Here is a 17877-nt window from a genome sequence, read left to right as displayed (position 1 = left end):
GGATGCGCGGACACAAGCCCCGGGGAGGCACCGGATGGCACTGCCGGAGGAGTTCCACGAGATCGCCGAGCGGGTGAACAACTGGGGGCGCTGGGGGACGGACGACGAGATCGGCACGCTGAACCTGATCACCGACGAGGTCGTCCGCGAGGCCGCCGCCTGCGTCCGCACCGGACGCCGCATCCCCCTCGCGCTTCCGCTCCAGCAGGACGGTGTGCAGGCCGGGGTGATCCCCGGGCGGGTCAACCCGCTGCACGTCATGGTCCAGATCAACCAGGAACTCTTCGGCCCGGGCACGGTGGCGTGCAGCGACGACGCGGTGACGATGGGGCTGCAGGCGGGCACCCACTGGGACGCGCTCACGCATGTCTCGCACTCGGGCCGGATCTACAACGGCCGCCCGGCGCACACGGTCACCGCGCACGGCGGCGCCGAGTTCGGCGGGATCGACAAGGCGCGGCACATCGTCTCGCGCGGGGTGCTGCTGGACGTGGCACGCGCGCGTGGCGTGGACCGGCTGGCGGGGGGCCACGCGGTGACGCCGGAGGATCTGGAGCGCGCCGAGGAGTTCGGCCGCGTCCGGGTCCGGGCCGGTGACATCGTGCTGGTCCGCACCGGGCAGGTGCAGGTGTATCTGGCCGGGGACAAGCACGGGTACGGCTATCCGTCGCCGGGGCTGTCCGTCCGTACGCCGGAGTGGTTCCACGCGCGCGATGTGGCGGCGGTCGCGAACGACACCCTCACTTTTGAGATATTTCCGCCCGAGTCGGAGAATCTGTGGCTGCCCGTGCACGCCCTGGACCTGGTGGAGATGGGGATGCTCCAGGGCCAGAACTGGAATCTCGAAGAGTTGTCCACAGCCTGTGGAGAAGCGGGGCGGTACGCGTTTGTGCTGTCCGCGACGCCCGAGCCGTTCGTCGGAGCGACGGGCGCACCCGTGGCACCCGTGGCCGTCCTCTGAGAACCCGGGGCGGGGCGTTGACCGGCCGGCGGCGCGCCTCCCCCCACCGTCGCGCGCACGCGCCGCCCACCGGGTGCGACCCACACTCGACAAGGGCCGCCGTCACCCCGGCCCTCGCCGTCCCCTCGCGGCGAATCGTCGCCCACAAGCGTGTTCAGGCGGTCACGGGTCGTCAACGCCGGTATGGGGATTTGTTACGTACGCCCTGTTCGCGGCACCCGCGCACGGATGCACCACCGGCGCACCGCCACGCCGGGTGCTACACCGCCTCGAAAGCGAGACCCTCGTACGCGGACAGTCCGCCCCCGTACGCCATCGCTGCGCTCTCCCTGGGCTGTGAACAGCGGTCCAGTTCGCACCAGATGCTCTTGCCGGCGCCTTCCGGGCTCCAGCCCCAGCGATCCGCCAGGCAGTCCACCAGGGCCAGGCCACGGCCGCCGGTGGCATCACCGGCGGCGCAACGCGGCACGGGGGCGCGGGAGCTGCTGTCGGCCACCTCGACGCGCACGGTGGCCGCCACGGATGCCGTCGGCATCTCGACCGCCACGCCGGCCGTATCCGCCACGCCGGCCGCCTCGGCCACGCCGAGCGCCTCGGCCGCCGCCGAGGCGGGCAGGGAGAGCCGGAGCACGGCCGCGTGGCCGGTGTGCACGACCGCATTGGTCACGAGCTCGGAGACGAGCAGGATCACGGTCTCGGCCAGCGGCTCGTCGGCCGCTATCCCCAGCCCGGGAAGCCGCGAGCGGGCCCATTTCCTCGCCCGTCCCACCTCCGTGGGGTCGGGCCGGATCTCCAGCTGCACTTGAAGCACCTGCACCGCTCACACCATCCGAACCGGCGGACACATGACCCCGCGCCACCCGGCCGCCACGGCCGCTGCGGCCGCGACGACGATGACGAGGGCCACGATCGTAGCCATTTTCTGCATGCCCAGAACAACGGCCCGAGCAAGGGTCACGGAACGTGATTCCCTTTGTCGACAGCATGGTTGACGTACAGTCACCCCAACAAGCGCTTCGGGCATATTCCAGCGCGAAGGAGTACGCGTGCGGCATACTGTGCGACACGCGTGCCGGGGAGTCGAACAGGCGTCGGCCGAAGCCTTTACCGCCCCGCGAGCAGCGATGCGCACCGCGCGACCCGGTACCGCCCCAGGGGCGCCGCCGGCCCGGCTCGTGCTCGCAGCCACTCGCATCCCACACAAGGTACCCGAGGGGACGTCCGACTCCGGGTCGTGACGAGCCTGTTGAAGGACACAACCAGGTATCGACGCTCCGTGACACCGGAGTGCCACAATCCGCGACATCCCGGGCCAAGGCTTTGTCGCCGGTGCAGCCCAGGAGCGCGGTCGCCCTCCTCAGGCGGCCAGCCGCGCGGCGAGCAGTTCCTCACTCTCCGTGCTCCCGCCGGCACGCCGGGCCCGCACCCAGGCCCGCTTCAGATGCAGATGCACGTCCGCCTCCCAGGTGAAGCCCATGCCGCCGTGCACCTGAAGGCAGTCGCGGGCCCCGCGTACGGCGGCCTCGTCGGCGAGCAGCCGGGCGGCGGCGATGTCGGCCGGGTCGCCGGTGACGGCGGCCGCGTAGACGGCGACGCGCGCGGTCTCGGTGCGTACCAGCAGGTCCGCGCACAGGTGCTTGACGGCTTGGAAGGCACCGATCGGCTGCCCGAACTGCTCGCGTGCACGGGCGTGTTGCACCGCCAGCTCCTGTACGCGTACGGCGGTACCGAGCTGCTCGGCGGCGGTGAGGAGGGTGGCTACGGGGCCGGGGGCGGGGGTGACTGTGCCGGTGACCGTGCCGTCCGGGGGGCGGGTCGCTCGCCGGCCCTGGCCGGGTACGGCATCGCTGTGGGTGGCTGCGGGGATCCGGTGCAGCGGGGTCAGCGGGTCGACGGAACGCAGCGGTACGGCCCCCGCCGCCTCCCCCCGCACCACGTCCGCCGCCTCCAGCCACTCCACCAGTTGCCCGTCCACCCCCGCCACGACCGTCTCCCCGGTGGCCGCGCCCGGTACGCTGCCGGCGGCGAGGTGGGTCGCCAGGAGCGGTCCGGGCAGCAGTGCCCGTCCGGCCTCCTCGAAGGCCAGCACCGCCTCCGGCAGCCCCAGCCCGACCCCGCCGTCCGCCTCCGGCAGCCGCAGGGCGAAGAACCCCGCCTCGCCGAGCGCCCGCCACAGCTCCCGGTCGAGCCGCCCCGGCGCATCGACGGCCGCCCGCAACGCCTCCCGCCCGAACCGCCGGTCCAGCAGCTCCCGTACGCCCGCCTTCAACGCACGCTGATCCTCGGTGAGTCGGAAACGCACGCTCATCTCCCTCCGACCGCGCCGACAGGGACACCCGACGGCACCCGACCACGCCCGACCACCACTCGAAAGCGCACCCGTTCACCTCCCCTTCGGCAGGCCCAGGAGCCGTTCGGCGACGATGTTGCGCTGGATCTGTGAGGTGCCGGCGGCGATGGTGTACGACAGGGAGGACAGGCGGTCCAGGACCCAGGGCCGGTTCATGTCGAGGCAGTCGGGGCCCAGGACCTCGGCGGCGGTGTCGTACAGCTCCTGGCGGGCGTGCGAGTAGCGGAGTTTGAAGACCGAGCCGCCCACGCCCGGCACCCCGCCGCTCGCCTCCGCCTCGCTCACGTTCCACTGGGTCAGCCGCCACAGCGCCCGGAACTCCGCCTCCAGACGGCCGAGCCGGCGCCGCAGGACCGGGTCGTCCCAGCGGCCGTTCTGCCGAGCCTCGACCGCCAGCTCGGCCAGGACGCGGCGGCAGGCCACCACCTCGCCCACGAACGCCGTGCCGCGCTCGAAGGACAGGGTCACCATGGTCACGCGCCAGCCGTCGTTCTCCGCGCCGACCCGGTTGGCCGCCGGCACCCGTACCTCGTCCAGGAACACCTCCGCGAACTCGGCCGACCCGGCGAGCGTGCGCAGGGGCCGTACGGTGATGCCGGCGGCGTCCATGGGCATCGCGAGCCACGTGATGCCCCGGTGCTTCGGCGCCTCCGGGTCGGTGCGGACCAGCAGTTCGCACCAGTCGGCGACCTCGGCGTGGGAGGTCCAGATCTTGGACCCGGTGACCACGTACTCGTCGCCGTCGCGCCACGCGCGCGTGCGCAGCGACGCCAGATCCGATCCCGCGTCCGGTTCGCTGAACCCCTGGCACCACGCCTCCTCGCCGCGCAGGATCGGCGGCAGCCAGCGCGCCCGCTGTGCGGGGGTGCCCTCGGCGGCGATGGTCGGGCCGGCGTGCAGCAGGCCGACGAAGTTCGCCCCCACATAGGGCGCCCCCGCCTTCTCGGTCTCCTCCAGGAAGATCAGCCGGAGTGTCGGCGAGGCGTCCCAGTGGACGTCGGCGTACCCGGCGTCGTAGAGCATCCGCTGCCAGCCGAGGTCGTACGCCCTGCGGGCGGGCCAGTCGTCCGGGGACGGCTTCGGCGGCAGCGTCGGCAGCACCTTGGCGAGCCACTCGCGCAGCCGGGCGCGGAAGTCCTCCTCCTCGGGCGTGTACGACAGGTCCATCACCTGTCGAAGTCCAGGCTCAGCATGCGGATGGCGTTGCCCCGCATCAGCTTGTAGACGGTCTCGTCGTCCAGGCCCTTCACATGGTCGAGGGCGACCTCCTTGGTGTGCGGGAAGGTCGAGTCGACGTGGGGGTAGTCGGTCTCGAAGGTGGCGTTGTCCCTGCCCACCACGTCCAGGGAGGCCACGCCGTGCTTGTCGCGGAAGAAGCAGCAGAAGATCTGCCGGTAGTAGTACGTCGACGGCGGCTCGGGGATCAGGTCCCGGACCCCGCCCCAGGCGCGGTGTTCCTCCCACACGTCGTCGGCGCGCTCCAGGGCGTACGGGATCCAGCCCATCTGCCCTTCGGAGTAGGCGAGTTGGAGCCGCGGGAACTTCACCAGGACCCCGCTGAAGAGGTAGTCCATCATCGAGGCCATCGCGTTGTTGAAGCTCAGCGAGGCCTGGACGGCGGGCGGGGCGTCGGGCGATGCGGCGGGCATCTGGGAGCTGCTGCCGATGTGCATGTTGACGACCGTCCCCGTCTCCTGGCAGACGGCGAAGAACGGGTCCCAGTAGCCGGAGTGGATGGAGGGCAGCCCGAGGTGGGTGGGGATCTCGGAGAAGGTCACCGCCCGCACCCCGCGCTCGGCGTTGCGCCGGATCTCGGCGACGGCCAGTTCGACGTCCCACAGCGGGATCAGGCACAGCGGGATCAGCCGGCCCCCGCTGTCCCCGCACCACTCCTCCACCATCCAGTCGTTGTAGGCGCGCACGCAGGCGAGGGCGACCTCCTTGTCGTGCGCCTCGGCGAAGGTCTGCCCGCAGAAGCGGGGGAAGGTCGGGAAGCAGAGGCTGGCCTCGACGTGGTTGAGGTCCATGTCCTTCAGCCGTTCGGCGGGGTCCCAGCACCCCGGCCGCATCTGCTCCCTGGTGATCCCCTCCAGGGTCATCTCGTCCCGGTCGAAGCCGACGGCGGCGATGTTGCGCTTGTACGGGAACTTCAGGTCCTCGTAGATCCACCAGTCGGTCGGCTGGCCGGCCGGGTCCATGGTGATCTGGTACTTGCCGCCGACGTAGGCCAGTTCCCCGATCCCGGCGGTCAGCGGCTTGGGCCCGCGTTCGCGGTACCTGGCCGGCAGCCAGGTCTCGAAGAGGTGGGCGGGCTCGATCACATGGTCGTCGACGCTGATGATGCGGGGCAGTTCGGTCATGGGTCCCCTCCGCCGGACGGTACTTATCTGATGGTCCGTCAGATAGCATGCTACCTGACGAGACGTCAGCCAAGGAGGGGGCTACCGTGAACGACACCCCGCACTCCCTGAGTTCCTCCCGCACGCTGTGGGACCTGGTCGCCCGCCGTGCCGGCCTCACACCCGACCGTCCCGTCCTCCTCCAGGGCGAGCGCCGGCTGACCTTCGGCGGACTGCGCGCGCGTGCCGAGCGGGTGGCGGCAGGCCTGTACGACATGGGCGTGCGGCCCGGCACGGTGGTCGCCTGGCAGCTGCCCACCCGTATCGAGACCGCCGTGCTGTCCTTCGCGCTGGCTCGCCTGGGCGCCGTACAGTCCCCGGTGATCCCGTTCTACCGGGACCGGGAGGTCGGCTTCGCCCTGCGCGAGTCGAAGGCGGAGTTCTTCGCGGTCCCGGGGGTGTGGCGGGGCCACGACCACACGGAGATGGCGCGGCGCCTCGGCGCGAAGGGGGTCTTCGAGGCGTACGACACCCTCCCCGACGGCGACCCGTCCGTGCTCCCCGCCCCGCCCCCCGAGGGCACCTCGGTCCGCTGGATCTACTGGACCTCCGGCACCACCTCCGACCCCAAGGGCGTGCTGCACACCGACCGCTCCCTGATCGCCGGCGGCTCCTGCCTCGCCCACGCCCTGCGCCTGACGCCGGACGACGTCGGTTCGATCGCCTTCCCGTACGCCCACATAGGCGGCCCCGACTACCTGGTGATGCTGCTGCTGTACGGCTTCCCGGCGGTGATGTCCGAGCACTTCGCACTGCCGGACGCGCTGGCGGAGTACCGGCGGCACCAGGTGACGGTGGCCGGCGGCTCCACGGCCTTCTACTCCCTCTTCCTCGCCGAGCAGCGCGGGCAGCCGGGCGAGAAGCTGATCCCGACCCTGCGCCTGCTCGCGGGCGGCGGCGCGCCCAGGCCCCCCGAGCTGTACCACGCCGTGGTTCGCGAGATGGGCGTCCAGCTCACCCACGGCTACGGCATGACCGAGGTCCCGATGATCACCATGGGCGACCCCGAGGACACCCCGCAGAACCTGGCCACGACCGAGGGCCGCCCGCCGGCCGGCATGGAGATCCGGATCGTCGACGGCGAGATAAGACTCCGCGGCGAGGCCGTCTGCCAGGGCTATCTGGACCCCGCCCAGACGGCCGCCGCCTTCGACCCCGACGGCTTCCTGCGCACCGGCGACCTGGGCCATGTGACGGACTCCGGCCACCTGGTCCTCACCGGCCGCCTGAAGGACGTGATCATCCGCAAGGGTGAGAACATCTCCGCCAGGGAGATCGAGGACCTCCTCGCCACGCACCCCTCCGTGGCGGACGCGGCGGTGATCGGCCTGCCGGACGCGGAACGGGGGGAACTGGTCTGCGCGGTCGTCGAACAGCCGCCGGGTGCCACCGAATTGACCTTGCCGGACGTGGTCTCGTACCTGCGCTCCTCGGGCCTGTCCGTGCACAAGCTGCCGGAGCGGCTGGAGGTGGTGACCGCCCTGCCGCGCAACGACACGCTGCGCAAGGTGCTCAAGTACAAGCTGCGGGAGCGGTTCGCCGGCCGGCCGTGACGCCACGAGCGGTCTCGGACGGCCGCCGGCCGGGCGGGCGCGGCCGGCCATGGTGACGGACGGATGCGAGGTCAGGGTCACGGGTCACGACCGTGACGGCAGCGGCCGGGCGCCGCCCGGTACGTGCGTTACTCCGCGACCGTGAAGTACTGGGCGAACGCCGGGACGACGTCCGGTTCGGTGACGGTGCCGTCGGAGTCGGTGTCGAGGGCGTGGGCGACGGTGTCGGCGAGGTCGGCCGGGACATGGAGGACGCGCAGGACGCGGGCGGCGTCGGCGACCGTGAGGCGGCCGTCGGCGGCCGTGTCGGCCACCGCCAGCGCCGCGTGCAGGAACGGACGGGCGATCTCGGCGAAGCGTTCGGGGTTGTCGCGCAGGCGCTTGACCGCGCCGGTGACGAACTCCTCGCGGGTGATGCGCTGGTCGCCGTCCCGGTCGGCGATCCCGGCCATACCCTGCCAGAACGCCTCCGCGCCGGCGTACAGCGCCTGCCCCCTGTCGGAGCGCGCGGGCACGGCGAACTCGGCGAGGAGCGCCTTGGCCGCCGCGCTGAAGTCCTCGCGGTCGATCCAGCCGTTGCCGTCCTGGTCGAAGATGGCGAACCGGGCTGCGATCCTGCGCTCGTACTCGGTGCTGACCATGTCTGTTCGGGCCGCCTTACGTGTGCGTCGTCCGGGTCGTCCCACGGGTGCGTGGGTGACCTGGCAGGGAGCGTATGACGCGGGTGGCCGCCGGATGGCGGAAATCCGGTGGTTGTGCCAAGACCGGGGGAATTCTGCGACAACAGTGTGGCCGTGTCGCGAAGGACGGGCGGCGCGGGCGGGGCGTCAGGCCGAGAGCGGGCCTGCCTCGTCCGTCGTCGCGGCCTCGATGTCGGGCCGGACGTCGAAGAGCCGGCGCACGCCGAGCGCGCCGAGGACCCGGTTGACGTGCGAGCCGTCGTCGGCGCCCCGGTCGGGCAGGATGAGCCGGAGCCGCCCCTGGCAGGAGCGGATCAGCCTGCGGGCGGCGACGAGGACGCCGACCCCGCTGGAGTCGCAGAAGAACACGTCGGAGAGGTCCACGACGAGGCTGTGGTGCCCCTCGGCGACGACGTCGTGCACACGTTGGCGCAGTACCGGCGAGGTCATCAGGTCCAGTTCCCCGGACACCCGGAGCACGGCCCACTCACCCTGTTCGGCGCCGGTCACTTTGAATGCCACGTCCCTGCCCCTCCGCTCGCCGGAACTCCCGGAACCGCCCGGAAACGGAAGCAGTTCCTACGCTTGCTTCCGCGCGGCTGCCCAGCGGCCGTTCCCCGAAACTTCGAGCCACAAACTAGACGTGATCGACAAGGGACTTGTTTCGGTCACTATCGATCCTGTTCGATCAGAGATGCATGCATCTTGTGTGAAGGTTATGTGGAGGGGGCACTATCACCTGCAGCCCTTCCGGGGGCGCGCATTGACACAAAGGGGCGTGCACGGTCAGACGTGCCGACTACATTCGGGAAGACGGTGCAGACAGGCTGGACGGGCCGGACACGGGTGAGGGGAGGGGACCGCATGGCCACGAAGGACGTACCACCCCGCTGGGACCGCAAGATGCAGCAGCGGCTCGCCCGCGGTGAGGCGGCCGCCCTGGGCGAGCTGTACGACCGCTTCGCCTCGCTCGTGCACGGCCTCGCCCACCGCGTCCTCGGTGACGAGAAGGCCGCCGACACCGTCACCCGCGAGGTCTTCTCCCACCTCTGGGAACACCCCGAGACCTACGACCCCAAGAAGGGCCCGCTGCGCACCTGGGTCGCCGGGGTCACCCACCGGCTCGCCGTGCAGCGGCTGCGCGACAGCGAGGCGGCCGCGCTGCCGCAGGGCAGCGGCGGCTCCCTGGCGGAACTGGAGCGCAAGGTGCGCCGCGCCTCGGTCGCCGCCCGCGCCGACTACATCGTCCACTCCATGCCCGCCCCGCTGCGCGCCGCCCTCGACCTGGCCTACTTCCAGCGCCGCGACTACCGCCAGACCGCCACCGACCTCGGCGTCACCGAGGACGAGGCCCGCCGCCGGCTCCGCCTCGGCCTGCAACTGCTCTCCACCGCCCATGACGCCGGGACCCCGCCGGGAGCCGGGGGTGCGGTGTGAGCGGAGCGGGAGGGCCCGGGGCACCCGACGAGCACGAGGGGCCCGGAGACGAGGAGCAGCGCGCGGGGCCGCCGTACGAGGACGGTGGCGGCCGGGGTGAGAACGGCCACACCGGCGAGGGCGCCGGGGGCTCGGGGCAGGCCCCACGCCGGGCCGGCGGGCCCGAGCCGGACCGGCCGGCGCGCATACCGACACCCCGCGCGTCCGTCGAGGACGGCGGGCGTCCGCTGCCCGGCCTCGCCGATCCGGGGGACCTCACGCCCGTGCCGCTCGACCTGCCCCACGACATCCTGAAATCGCTCCTCGGCGCCTGGGCGCTGGCCGCCTGCTCGGCGGCGGAGACCGCCGCCGTCGAGGACCACCTGGGCTCCTGCGGAGACTGCGCCGACGAGGCCCGCCGGCTGCGCGAGGCGGTCGGCCTGCTGCACCAGCCGGAGAGCCTCGACCTGGACCCGGGACTGCGCACCCGCGTCCTGGAGAGCTGCCTGGAACGCCGGCCGCCGCGCATCCCGGTTCCCGAGTGGGCGGCGCCCTACGACGCCGAGACCGCCCGCCTGGACGCCCTGCTGCAGGACTTCGGGGACGCGGAGTGGCATGCGCCGGTCCGGCTGCGCTGGTTCGAGGCCGACGCGGCGCAGAGCCGTCGTACGACCGTGGCCGGGGTGATCGCGCACCTGCTGTCCGTGGACGGGCTGATCGCGCTCGGGCTCGGCCTGGAGGACCCGCTGACCGAGGTCGCCGGCGCGGCCGGGCCGGACGCGGTGGGCCCGGAGGAGCGCACCGAGGCGTTCTGGCGGAACTCCCACTTCCCGCCGACCCGCTCGGTGCGGGGGCCCTGGCGGGAGCAGAGCCACGGCCTGGTGCGGACGGCGTCCTTCACCGGCGGGCACGCGGGCGGCCTGGCGGTGTCGTACGGCGACTTCGAGCTGCCGCTGCACGACGCGATGCTGGACCGGGCCTTCGAGTGCTGGGTGCACGCCGAGGACATCGCGGAGGCGGTGGACTACCCCTACCAGCCGCCCGCGCCGCGCCACCTGAACCGGATGATCGACCTCGCGACCCGGATGCTTCCCGGCGCACTGGCCCGGCGCCGGCAGACCGGGCTGGCGTCCCCGGCCCGCGGCCGCCACCTCGGCCTCGCCGGCGAGCCCGGCCGCAGCCTGCGGCTGGAGATCGAGGGCGCGGCGGGCGGCGAGTGGCTGATCCCGCTGGACTCACCGGCGGCGGTGGCGTCCGCGGACCTCGAGGTGGCCCATGTGGCGCTGGACGGCGTGGAGTTCTGCCGGCTGGCCGCCGGCCGGGTGTCGCCGGAGGAGGCCGCGGTGGGGCAGGTCGGCGACCGGGAGGCGATCAGAGACGTCCTGTTCGCCACGGCGGGGTTGAGCCGGTTGTAAGGGCTGGGTTGCACGACGCAAGCCCCCTGAGCTCCTAAGCGAACACCACCGTACGGCGCCCGTTGAGCAGAATCCTCCGCTCCGCATGCCACTTCACCGCCCGCGCCAGCGCCTGGCACTCCACATCGCGGCCGATGGCCACCAGCTGATCCGGCGTCACGCCGTGACCGACCCGCTCGACCTCCTGCTCGATGATCGGGCCCTCGTCCAGGTCGGCGGTCACATAGTGCGCCGTCGCCCCGATCAGCTTCACACCCCGCGCGTGCGCCTGGTGATACGGCTTCGCGCCCTTGAAGCTCGGCAGGAAGGAGTGGTGGATGTTGATGATCCGGCCGCTGAGCTCCTTGCACAGGTCGTCCGAGATGACCTGCATGTAGCGGGCGAGGACGACCAGTTCGACGTCCTCCTCGCGCACGATCTCCAGCAGCTTCGCCTCGGCCTGCGACTTCGTGTCCTTCGTGACCGGAATGTGGTGGAAGGGAATGTTGTAGGAGCCCACCAGCTCCTCGAACTCGGTGTGGTTCGAGACCACGCCGACGATCTCCACGGGCAGCGCCCCGATCCGGGCCCGGAACAGCAGGTCGTTCAGGCAGTGCCCGAACTTGCTGACCATGAGCAGGATCCGCATCCTCTCGTCGGCCCGGTTGATCTGCCAGTCCATGTGGAAGGAGTCACCGACCGCCGCGAAGCTCGCCCGCAGCTTCTCCACCGTCACCGGCGGATCGGCCGAGAAGTGGACGCGCATGAAGAACAGGCCCGTGTCGTGGTCGCCGAACTGCTGGCTGTCCTCGATGTTGCAGCCGGTCATGAAGAGGTAGCTCGACACGGCGTGCACGATCCCCTGTTTGTCCGGGCAGGAGAGGGTGAGGACGTACTGGTCGGCCGGGGCGGCGGCGGGCGCGGACTGCTCATTCATGCACTACAGGTTCTCACGTCGGCCGCCCGCCGTGGGTGTTTGTCCCGCAGGGCGGGACGTCTACGCGGTCCGCGTCATGATCCGCAGCACTTCCAGGCTCTTCGGCGGCGCGTCCGGGTCCTCCCCGTCACTCGCCGCCATCCGGACGTGCGCGTCCCGCGCCGCCCGCACCGCCTCCGGCCACCCCTGGTGGTCGAGATACGCGGCGACCGGCGCGTCCGGGCCGACCTGGTGCATGATCCGCAGCACCCGCAGCACGGCGGTGTCCACGAGCGCCGCCTCCTGCGAGTCCCGGAATATCGTCCCGACGTACTTCTCCGCGGACCAGTTGTCCAGCCAGGTGTCCTCCACCAGCCGGTAGACGGCGTCCGTGAAGTCGCCGTACCCGTCCACGCCGGCCAGCCAGACGTCCCGCTGGAACACCGGATCGGAGAGCATGTGCAGCGCCGAGCGCACATTGCTGCGCCAGCGCCACCATGGCATGTCGCTTAGGGGCATGCCGCCCATGGTGGAGGAGCGACGGCCACGACGGGAAGAGTTCTCCGTACCTTGCACGGTCATCGATCGTACGTTCCCCGTCACACCGGCCTCACCGGCCCCTCTAATTCACCTCAATGTCACCCTTTGTTGACTCAAGGTCACTCGCCGGTTCGTCATGTGAGGGAATCGTGCGTGCACATGACCGGCAGGCGACGCACTTTTCGTACCTTCCTCCATTCGACCTACCGCCCCGGCAGAGCCACCGCGCTGACGGCGGGCGCCGTGGCTCTCTGTACGTCGCTCACCGCCGGATGCGGGGCCATCCCCGGTGCCACGGGGGGCTCCGGGGATGGTCCGGTCAAGGTCATGACCTGGGCGCCGCAGGACACCAACGCCACCAACAAGCCCGGCATGCCCGCGATGGCCCTCGCCTACGCCAAGTGGATCAACGCGCACGGCGGTATCAACGGCCGCAAGCTCCAGGTCCTGACCTGCAACGACCACAACGACAGCGTGGGCGCCGCCAAGTGCGCCCGGTACGCGGCCGACGAGAACGTGGTCGCGGTCGTCGGCTCCTACAGCCAGTTCACCGACTCCTACTCCGCCCCGCTGGAGGGCGCCGGCATCCCCTACATCGGCGGCTACGGCGTCACCAACGACGAGTTCACCGGCCAGATGTCCTACCCGGTCAACGGCGGCCAGCCCGCCCTGCTCGCCGGTCTCGGCAAGGCCCTCGCGGCCGCCTGCGGCAACATCGCCCTGGTCCGCCCCGACAGCATCGCCGGCGACGAGCTGCCGGTGCTGCTCAACTCCGGACTGCAGGCGGGCGGGCACGCCAAGGCGGGCGACCAGCTCGCCGAGGAGGCCGCCACCGAGTACGGCGACCAGGCCGACCAGGCGCTGCGGTACGCCTCCAAGGACCCCGCCCGCAAGGGCTGCGTGGTCCCCGCGCTCGGGGACCGCACCGACACCTTCATGGACTCCTTCCGGCGCGAGCGCGAGAGCTTCCCCTCGGTACGGCTCGCGACCGTGCTGGGCAGCGTCGACCAGACCGTGATCAACGCCACCGGCGGGGCGTCCGGCCCGTACGAGGGGGCGTACATCACCGGCTGGTATCCGCCGGCGTCGGACGCGCGGTGGGACCCGATGAAGAAGGTGATCAACGAGGAGGCCTTCGGCGACACCCGCATCGACCCCGCGGACGCCGGAGTGCAGACGACCTGGATCGCCTACACCGTGCTGAAGGCCGCGCTGGACAAGATCGGCGACGGCGAGGTGAGCGCCGACTCCGTGCGCCGTACCCTCGACGACGGCCTGCAGGTCTCCACCGGCGGTCTCACCCCGCCCCTGCGGTGGTCCTACTCCAGCAAGCTCGCCTCGGTCGGCTTCCCGCGGATGGTCAACGCCGACGTCAGCCTGCAGGTGGTCCAGGGCGGCAGTCTGGTCGCCGCCCGCAAGGGCGTCGGCGGGTTCGACGGCACCACCGACATGACGCAGACGCTGCAGAGCGCCAACGTGCAGTGACGCCCGCCGGCACGCCCCTCACAGCTGGGTGGGCTGGCGCTGGGTCAGGCCGTACTTCTGCGCGATCGCGTTCCACAGCGCGGCCGCCTTCACCTTCTGCACGCTGGCGGTGCCGCTCGCCCGGTTGCCGGCCTGGGTCTCGCCCGTGACGCGGGCGTGGCCCTTGCGGCAGACCTTGTGGTCCTTGGCCTGGCCGGCCCAGGCCGCGTAGTGGTTGTCGGCCTCGGCGGACGCCTGCCAGGCCCGGGTCAGCGCCGCGGTGAGCGCGCCGTTGTCCGGCAGCTTGTCCACGGACAGCTTGCCGAGCCGGGTGACCAGCTGGTTGCGCTGCCCGGCCGCATTGCGCAGGTCGGTGGCGGCCCCGTCGAGGTTGTCGCAGTTCTTGACACTGGCCACGGCCTGGATCACCGAGGCGCGGCTGCTGCCGCTGTCGGCGAGCAGCTTGTCCAGCTCGACCGCCTGCTGCCGCGCCGGGTCGCCGCCCGGCGAGCCGGACCCCTGGCCGGGAACCGGGGAGGTGGCCGCGACCGTCTTGCCGTCGGCGCCCTGGTCGTTGCCGCCGCTGAGCAGCGCGCCGGCGCCCACACCGATGACGACGATGCCGACACCGATCGCGGCGATCATCGGCACGCGCGACCGGCCGCGCGGCTGGTCGTCGTCGTGCGCGGGGGCGTACGACGGCTGCTGCGCGCCGTAGGAGGGCTGCTTGGCGCCGTACGACGCCGGGCCGGGGCGGGCATCCTGCTGCTGGATGCGTGGCATCTGCTGGGTGGACCCGGCCGGGCCGTCACCGCCCGCCGGGCCGCCGCGGAAGAGGCTGTCGAACTCGGCCGGCGGCTGCCGCTCCGCGCCGCCCTGCGCCTGCGCGGCGTACGGCGGTATGTACTGGGTGGCCTCCGCGTCGGGCGACGCCGGGGCGGGCGCCTGCTGCGGGGCGCGGCCGAGGTAGCGCGTCTGTTCGCCGCTCGACTCGGGCGGCAGCGCGCCGGGCGCCACCGGCGGGATGTACTGGGTCGCGCCCTCGTCCGCGGGTGCGGCCGGCACCGGCGGCAGGTACTGCGTGGCGCCCTCGGCGGGTGCCGCCGCCCGCACCGGCGGTATGTACTGCGTCGCGCCCTCGTCGGCCGCCGGCAGCGGGGCACCGGCGGACGGGTAGGCGTCCGGCACGGCCGGCGGAAGCGGCGCGGGACCGGCCGGCTGCTGGTGGGGCTGCGGCAGAGACTGCTGCTGCGGCTGGTGGTACGGCTCGGGTGCCGCGCCGTACCCGGCCTGCTGACCGGCGCCGTAGCCACCGCCCTGCGTGCCGTGGTGGTCGTACGACGGCGTCTGGCCGTACGACGGCGCCGGGGCGCCCTCCGGGGGCAGCGGGCCGGGGTTCGCGCCGGACGGCTGCTGGGCCGGGGCGTCCGGGGCGTGCCACTGCTGGGCCGGCGCCTGGGGCCAGCCCTGTCCCGGCTGGGGCGCCTGCTGCCCGGGCCCCCAGGAGCCGCCCCAGGCCTGCCCGCCTGCCGGGGCGGCGGGGGCGGGCGCGCCGGTCATGCCCGGCAGCAAGGGCTCGCCTCCGTCGGAGGGCAGCACGATGCCTTCGCGCGCGGGCCGCGCCGAGGGCTCCTCGCCCTGTCCACTCTGCGTCACCGGGACTCCTACTAATGGGGGACCTTGTGAATCGGGCTCACGCTACCGGGTCCCCCGAGCCGGGTGCCATGCAGCTCAGGTCGGGATCTTCTTACCTGTGACGGCGGTAACACCACTGCCCCGCGGCGCGCCGGCCCCGGCACCTGCAGGCATCCAGGTGCCGTTCGCCGTGCGTTCACGCGACCGCCGGGCCGAAGTTCACGCGGCCTGCTGGAGATCGAGACGCGCCCCGAACTCCCGTACCACCGCCTCCTCCCGGAAGGGTTCCAGGCGCTGCTGGAGATCCTCCAGATACTCGGCGCCCCGGTTGGAGCGGAGCGTCTCCAGCAGCTCCACCGCCTTCAGGCCGGTGCTGCAGGCCTGTTCGACCTCCCGCTGCTGCACCTGGGCCGTGGCGAGCAGCACATAGCCGATGGCGCGCCGCCGGGCCCGGGTCTCGGGGTGCCCGGCCAGCGACTGCTCGGCGTACCGGGCCGCCTGCTCGCTCTGGCCGAGATCGCGGGCGCAGTGCGCCAACTCGTCCGCCAGATACGCCTCGTCGAAGTGCCGGATCCACACCGGATCGTCACCGGAGGAGTCGTCCGCCTGCTCCATCGCGGTCACCGCCCGCCCGGTGGACGCCTGAGCCGCGCGTACGTCGCCGAGCAGGGCGTGCCCGCGCGCCTCGGCCGCGTGGAACATCGCCTCCGCGCGCGGGGTCACCTGCCCGCGCGCCCCCTCCTGCGCCGCCCGCGCCAACTGGGCGATCTCCCGCGGGTTTCCGAGCTGGGCGGCGAGGTGGCTCATGGACGCGGCCAGGACGTAACCGCCGTACCCGCGGTCCCCGGCGGCCTGCGCGAGCCGCAGCGACTGGATGTAGTACCGCTGGGCCAGCCCCGGTTGCCCGGTGTCGACGGCCATGTACCCCGCCAGTTCGGTCAACCGGGCGACCGCCGCGAAGAGTTCCCGGCCGACCGTCTCCCGGTAGGAGCCGGCGAGCAGCCCGGAGACGACGCTGTTGAGGTAGTGCACGACGACCGGACGCACATGCCCGCTGCCGAACTGGTGGTCCAGGTCGGTCAGCGCCTGCGTCATGGACCGTACGGCCGCCACGTCGGCCTGGCCCACGCGCGGGCCGGCCTGCCGGGCCACCTGGGCGTCCGGCGCCGAGATCAGCCAGTCGCGGCTGGGCTCGACCAGCGCGGAGGCGGCGACGGAGGAGCCGGACAGGAAGTCCCGCCGGCCCACGTCGCTGCGCCACAGCTCGCAGACCTGCTCGATGGCCCCCAGTACCGTCGGCGAGAACTGGAGACCGACCCCCGAGGCGAGGTTCTTGCCGTTGGCCATGCCGATCTCGTCGATCGTGACCGCACGGCCGAGCTTGCGCCCGAGCGCCTCCGCGATGATCGCCGGGGCGCGGCCCCGGGGTTGCTGTCCGCGCAGCCAGCGGGCCACGGACGTCTTGTCGTAGCGCAGGTCGAGGCCGTGCTCGGCGCCGCACATGTTGACCCGCCGGGCCAGCCCGGCGTTCGAACACCCCGCTTCCTGGATGAGTGCCTGCAGCCGTTCGTTCGGCTGCCTCGCCACGAGAGGCCTTGCGGCCATGTGCTACCCCCTGCGTTGCGGTCCCCTGGGCGTAACCAGTTCCGGGAAGATCACTGCCCAGCTGACATACCGTCAATGCGCGACATGTGCCGTTTGCCGGGGTAACGACGGATGCCAACCCCACCTCTGGCTACCCAGCTCACGCCCCGGTTCCTCCCGCGCGCCCCCACCCGTGCATCCATGCGCCCCGATTGACGAATCGATGCTCCTCCCCCGCGCGCGCCCTGGCCGTAACTCCAGGTGGGCGCGAGAGTTGAGTGGAGCGTGGAAGAGACGATCGTGGGCGCCCAGAACACTCAGATTGCCGGTCAGATTCCGCAGCAACGCGGGGAATCGCTGCTGGAGACCGCCGTACGCTACGCCGAGGAACGGCACTGGGACGTGTTCCCGGGCACCTGGCTGGAAGCCGTCGACGGGGTGCAGCGCTGCTCCTGCGCCGACGCCTCCTGCCCTGCGCCGGGTGCGCACCCCGCGCGCCCCGACTGGGCGGCCCAGGCGACCGGCAGCGCGACCGTCGCGCGCCGGATGTGGCAGAAGCAGCCGACGGCTTCGATTCTGCTGCCGACGGGTCGGACGTTCGACGCGTTGTCCGTCCCGGAGAGTGCGGGGTTCCTGGCTCTCGCCCGTATGGAGCGGATGGAGCTGACGCTGGGGCCGGTGACCTTGTCCCCCGACCGGCGCATGCAGTTCTTCGTGCTGCCGGGGGGCGCCACGAAGGTGCCGGACCTGGTGCGCAAGCTCGGGTGGACGTTGTCGTCTCTTGACCTGCTGGCGCTGGGCGAGGGGGCGTACGTGGCCGCTCCGCCCACCCGGTTCGGGTCTCGTGGTGCGGTGCAGTGGGCCTGCCGGCCGACTCCTGCCAACCGGTGGCTGCCGGACGCGGAGGAGTTGATCTCGCCGCTCGCCTACGCGTGCGGGCGGGACCGGTAGCCGTTCACAGCCCCGCGCCCTTCGGCGCCCCGCG

The 17877-nt window shown here is 72.3% G+C and carries 16 protein-coding genes; 6 read left to right on the top strand and 10 right to left on the bottom strand.

Annotated features, from left to right (window positions below; all coding sequences use genetic code 11):
- The first annotated feature begins 34 nt into the window (after window positions 1–34).
- Complete coding sequence (locus ACWDEN_RS03210) at window positions 35–961, top strand: cyclase family protein (RefSeq protein WP_351601310.1); 927 nt, start codon at window positions 35–37, stop codon at window positions 959–961.
- A gap of 259 nt (window positions 962–1220) precedes the next feature.
- Here the strand turns inward: ACWDEN_RS03210 and ACWDEN_RS03205 are convergent, their stop codons facing one another.
- The 4 genes from ACWDEN_RS03205 to ACWDEN_RS03190 all read right to left on the bottom strand — a co-directional run bounded on the left by ACWDEN_RS03205 (window position 1221) and on the right by ACWDEN_RS03190 (window position 5671).
- Window positions 1221–1763 (bottom strand): ATP-binding protein, encoded by a 543-nt coding sequence (locus tag ACWDEN_RS03205; protein ID WP_351601312.1) that lies wholly within the window; start codon window positions 1761–1763, stop codon window positions 1221–1223.
- Between the two features lie 555 nt (window positions 1764–2318).
- Entirely contained in the window at window positions 2319–3263 is a 945-nt protein-coding gene (locus tag ACWDEN_RS03200) for an acyl-CoA dehydrogenase family protein (protein WP_351601315.1), read from the bottom strand.
- Between the two features lie 81 nt (window positions 3264–3344).
- A complete protein-coding gene (locus ACWDEN_RS03195) occupies window positions 3345–4478 on the bottom strand; it encodes an acyl-CoA dehydrogenase family protein (protein WP_351601821.1) in 1134 nt (377 codons plus the stop codon).
- Window positions 4478–5671 carry an amidohydrolase family protein gene (locus ACWDEN_RS03190; protein WP_351601318.1) on the bottom strand — a complete coding sequence of 398 codons (1194 nt, stop codon included), beginning with the start codon at window positions 5669–5671 and terminating at the stop codon, window positions 4478–4480. The genes ACWDEN_RS03195 and ACWDEN_RS03190 overlap by 1 nt, the downstream gene beginning before the upstream one ends.
- Before the next feature lie 86 nt (window positions 5672–5757).
- Between ACWDEN_RS03190 and ACWDEN_RS03185 the strand changes: the two genes are divergently transcribed.
- Complete coding sequence (locus ACWDEN_RS03185) at window positions 5758–7263, top strand: class I adenylate-forming enzyme family protein (RefSeq protein ID WP_351601321.1); 1506 nt, start codon at window positions 5758–5760, stop codon at window positions 7261–7263.
- Between the two features lie 128 nt (window positions 7264–7391).
- On the opposite strand, the gene ACWDEN_RS03180 is transcribed toward ACWDEN_RS03185, so the two are convergent.
- Entirely contained in the window at window positions 7392–7904 is a 513-nt protein-coding gene (locus ACWDEN_RS03180) for an EF-hand domain-containing protein (protein WP_351601324.1), read from the bottom strand.
- 186 nt (window positions 7905–8090) lie between these two features.
- Window positions 8091–8465 (bottom strand): STAS domain-containing protein, encoded by a 375-nt coding sequence (locus ACWDEN_RS03175; protein WP_351601327.1) that lies wholly within the window; start codon window positions 8463–8465, stop codon window positions 8091–8093.
- 342 nt (window positions 8466–8807) lie between these two features.
- Here ACWDEN_RS03175 and ACWDEN_RS03170 point away from each other — a divergent pair, with 342 nt between their 5' ends.
- Together ACWDEN_RS03170 and ACWDEN_RS03165 are read left to right on the top strand one after the other, a co-directional pair.
- Window positions 8808–9380 carry a sigma-70 family RNA polymerase sigma factor gene (locus ACWDEN_RS03170; RefSeq protein WP_351601330.1) on the top strand — a complete coding sequence of 191 codons (573 nt, stop codon included), beginning with the start codon at window positions 8808–8810 and terminating at the stop codon, window positions 9378–9380.
- Window positions 9377–10774 (top strand): zf-HC2 domain-containing protein, encoded by a 1398-nt coding sequence (locus ACWDEN_RS03165; protein ID WP_450856927.1) that lies wholly within the window; start codon window positions 9377–9379, stop codon window positions 10772–10774. Before ACWDEN_RS03170 ends, ACWDEN_RS03165 begins: the two co-directional genes overlap by 4 nt.
- A 34-nt stretch (window positions 10775–10808) precedes the next feature.
- Here the strand turns inward: ACWDEN_RS03165 and purU are convergent, their stop codons facing one another.
- Both purU and ACWDEN_RS03155 read right to left on the bottom strand, forming a co-directional pair.
- Window positions 10809–11690 (bottom strand): formyltetrahydrofolate deformylase, encoded by an 882-nt coding sequence (gene purU, locus ACWDEN_RS03160; protein WP_351601334.1) that lies wholly within the window; start codon window positions 11688–11690, stop codon window positions 10809–10811.
- Window positions 11691–11750: 60 nt separating this feature from the next.
- A complete protein-coding gene (locus tag ACWDEN_RS03155; RefSeq protein ID WP_351601336.1) occupies window positions 11751–12251 on the bottom strand; it encodes an SCO4402 family protein in 501 nt (166 codons plus the stop codon).
- Between the two features lie 117 nt (window positions 12252–12368).
- Here ACWDEN_RS03155 and ACWDEN_RS03150 point away from each other — a divergent pair, with 117 nt between their 5' ends.
- On the top strand, window positions 12369–13694 hold the full coding sequence (locus ACWDEN_RS03150) for an ABC transporter substrate-binding protein (RefSeq protein WP_351601339.1): 1326 nt from the start codon (window positions 12369–12371) through the stop codon (window positions 13692–13694).
- An 18-nt stretch (window positions 13695–13712) separates the two neighbouring features.
- On the opposite strand, the gene ACWDEN_RS03145 is transcribed toward ACWDEN_RS03150, so the two are convergent.
- Together ACWDEN_RS03145 and ACWDEN_RS03140 are read right to left on the bottom strand one after the other, a co-directional pair.
- On the bottom strand, window positions 13713–15329 hold the full coding sequence (locus ACWDEN_RS03145) for a hypothetical protein (protein ID WP_351601342.1): 1617 nt from the start codon (window positions 15327–15329) through the stop codon (window positions 13713–13715).
- 198 nt (window positions 15330–15527) lie between these two features.
- Window positions 15528–16913, bottom strand: a complete 1386-nt coding sequence (locus tag ACWDEN_RS03140) for a tetratricopeptide repeat protein (RefSeq protein ID WP_351601345.1) — start codon at window positions 16911–16913, stop codon at window positions 15528–15530.
- A 264-nt stretch (window positions 16914–17177) separates the two neighbouring features.
- On the opposite strand from ACWDEN_RS03140, the gene ACWDEN_RS03135 reads away from it, so the two are divergent.
- A complete protein-coding gene (locus ACWDEN_RS03135) occupies window positions 17178–17843 on the top strand; it encodes a bifunctional DNA primase/polymerase (protein ID WP_351601348.1) in 666 nt (221 codons plus the stop codon).
- Window positions 17844–17877: the final 34 nt, after the last annotated feature.

The organism is Streptomyces sp. NPDC001153, assembly GCF_053598315.1.
Note: the sequence above shows the minus strand (reverse complement) of the source record. Positions and strands in the feature narration are given on the sequence as shown.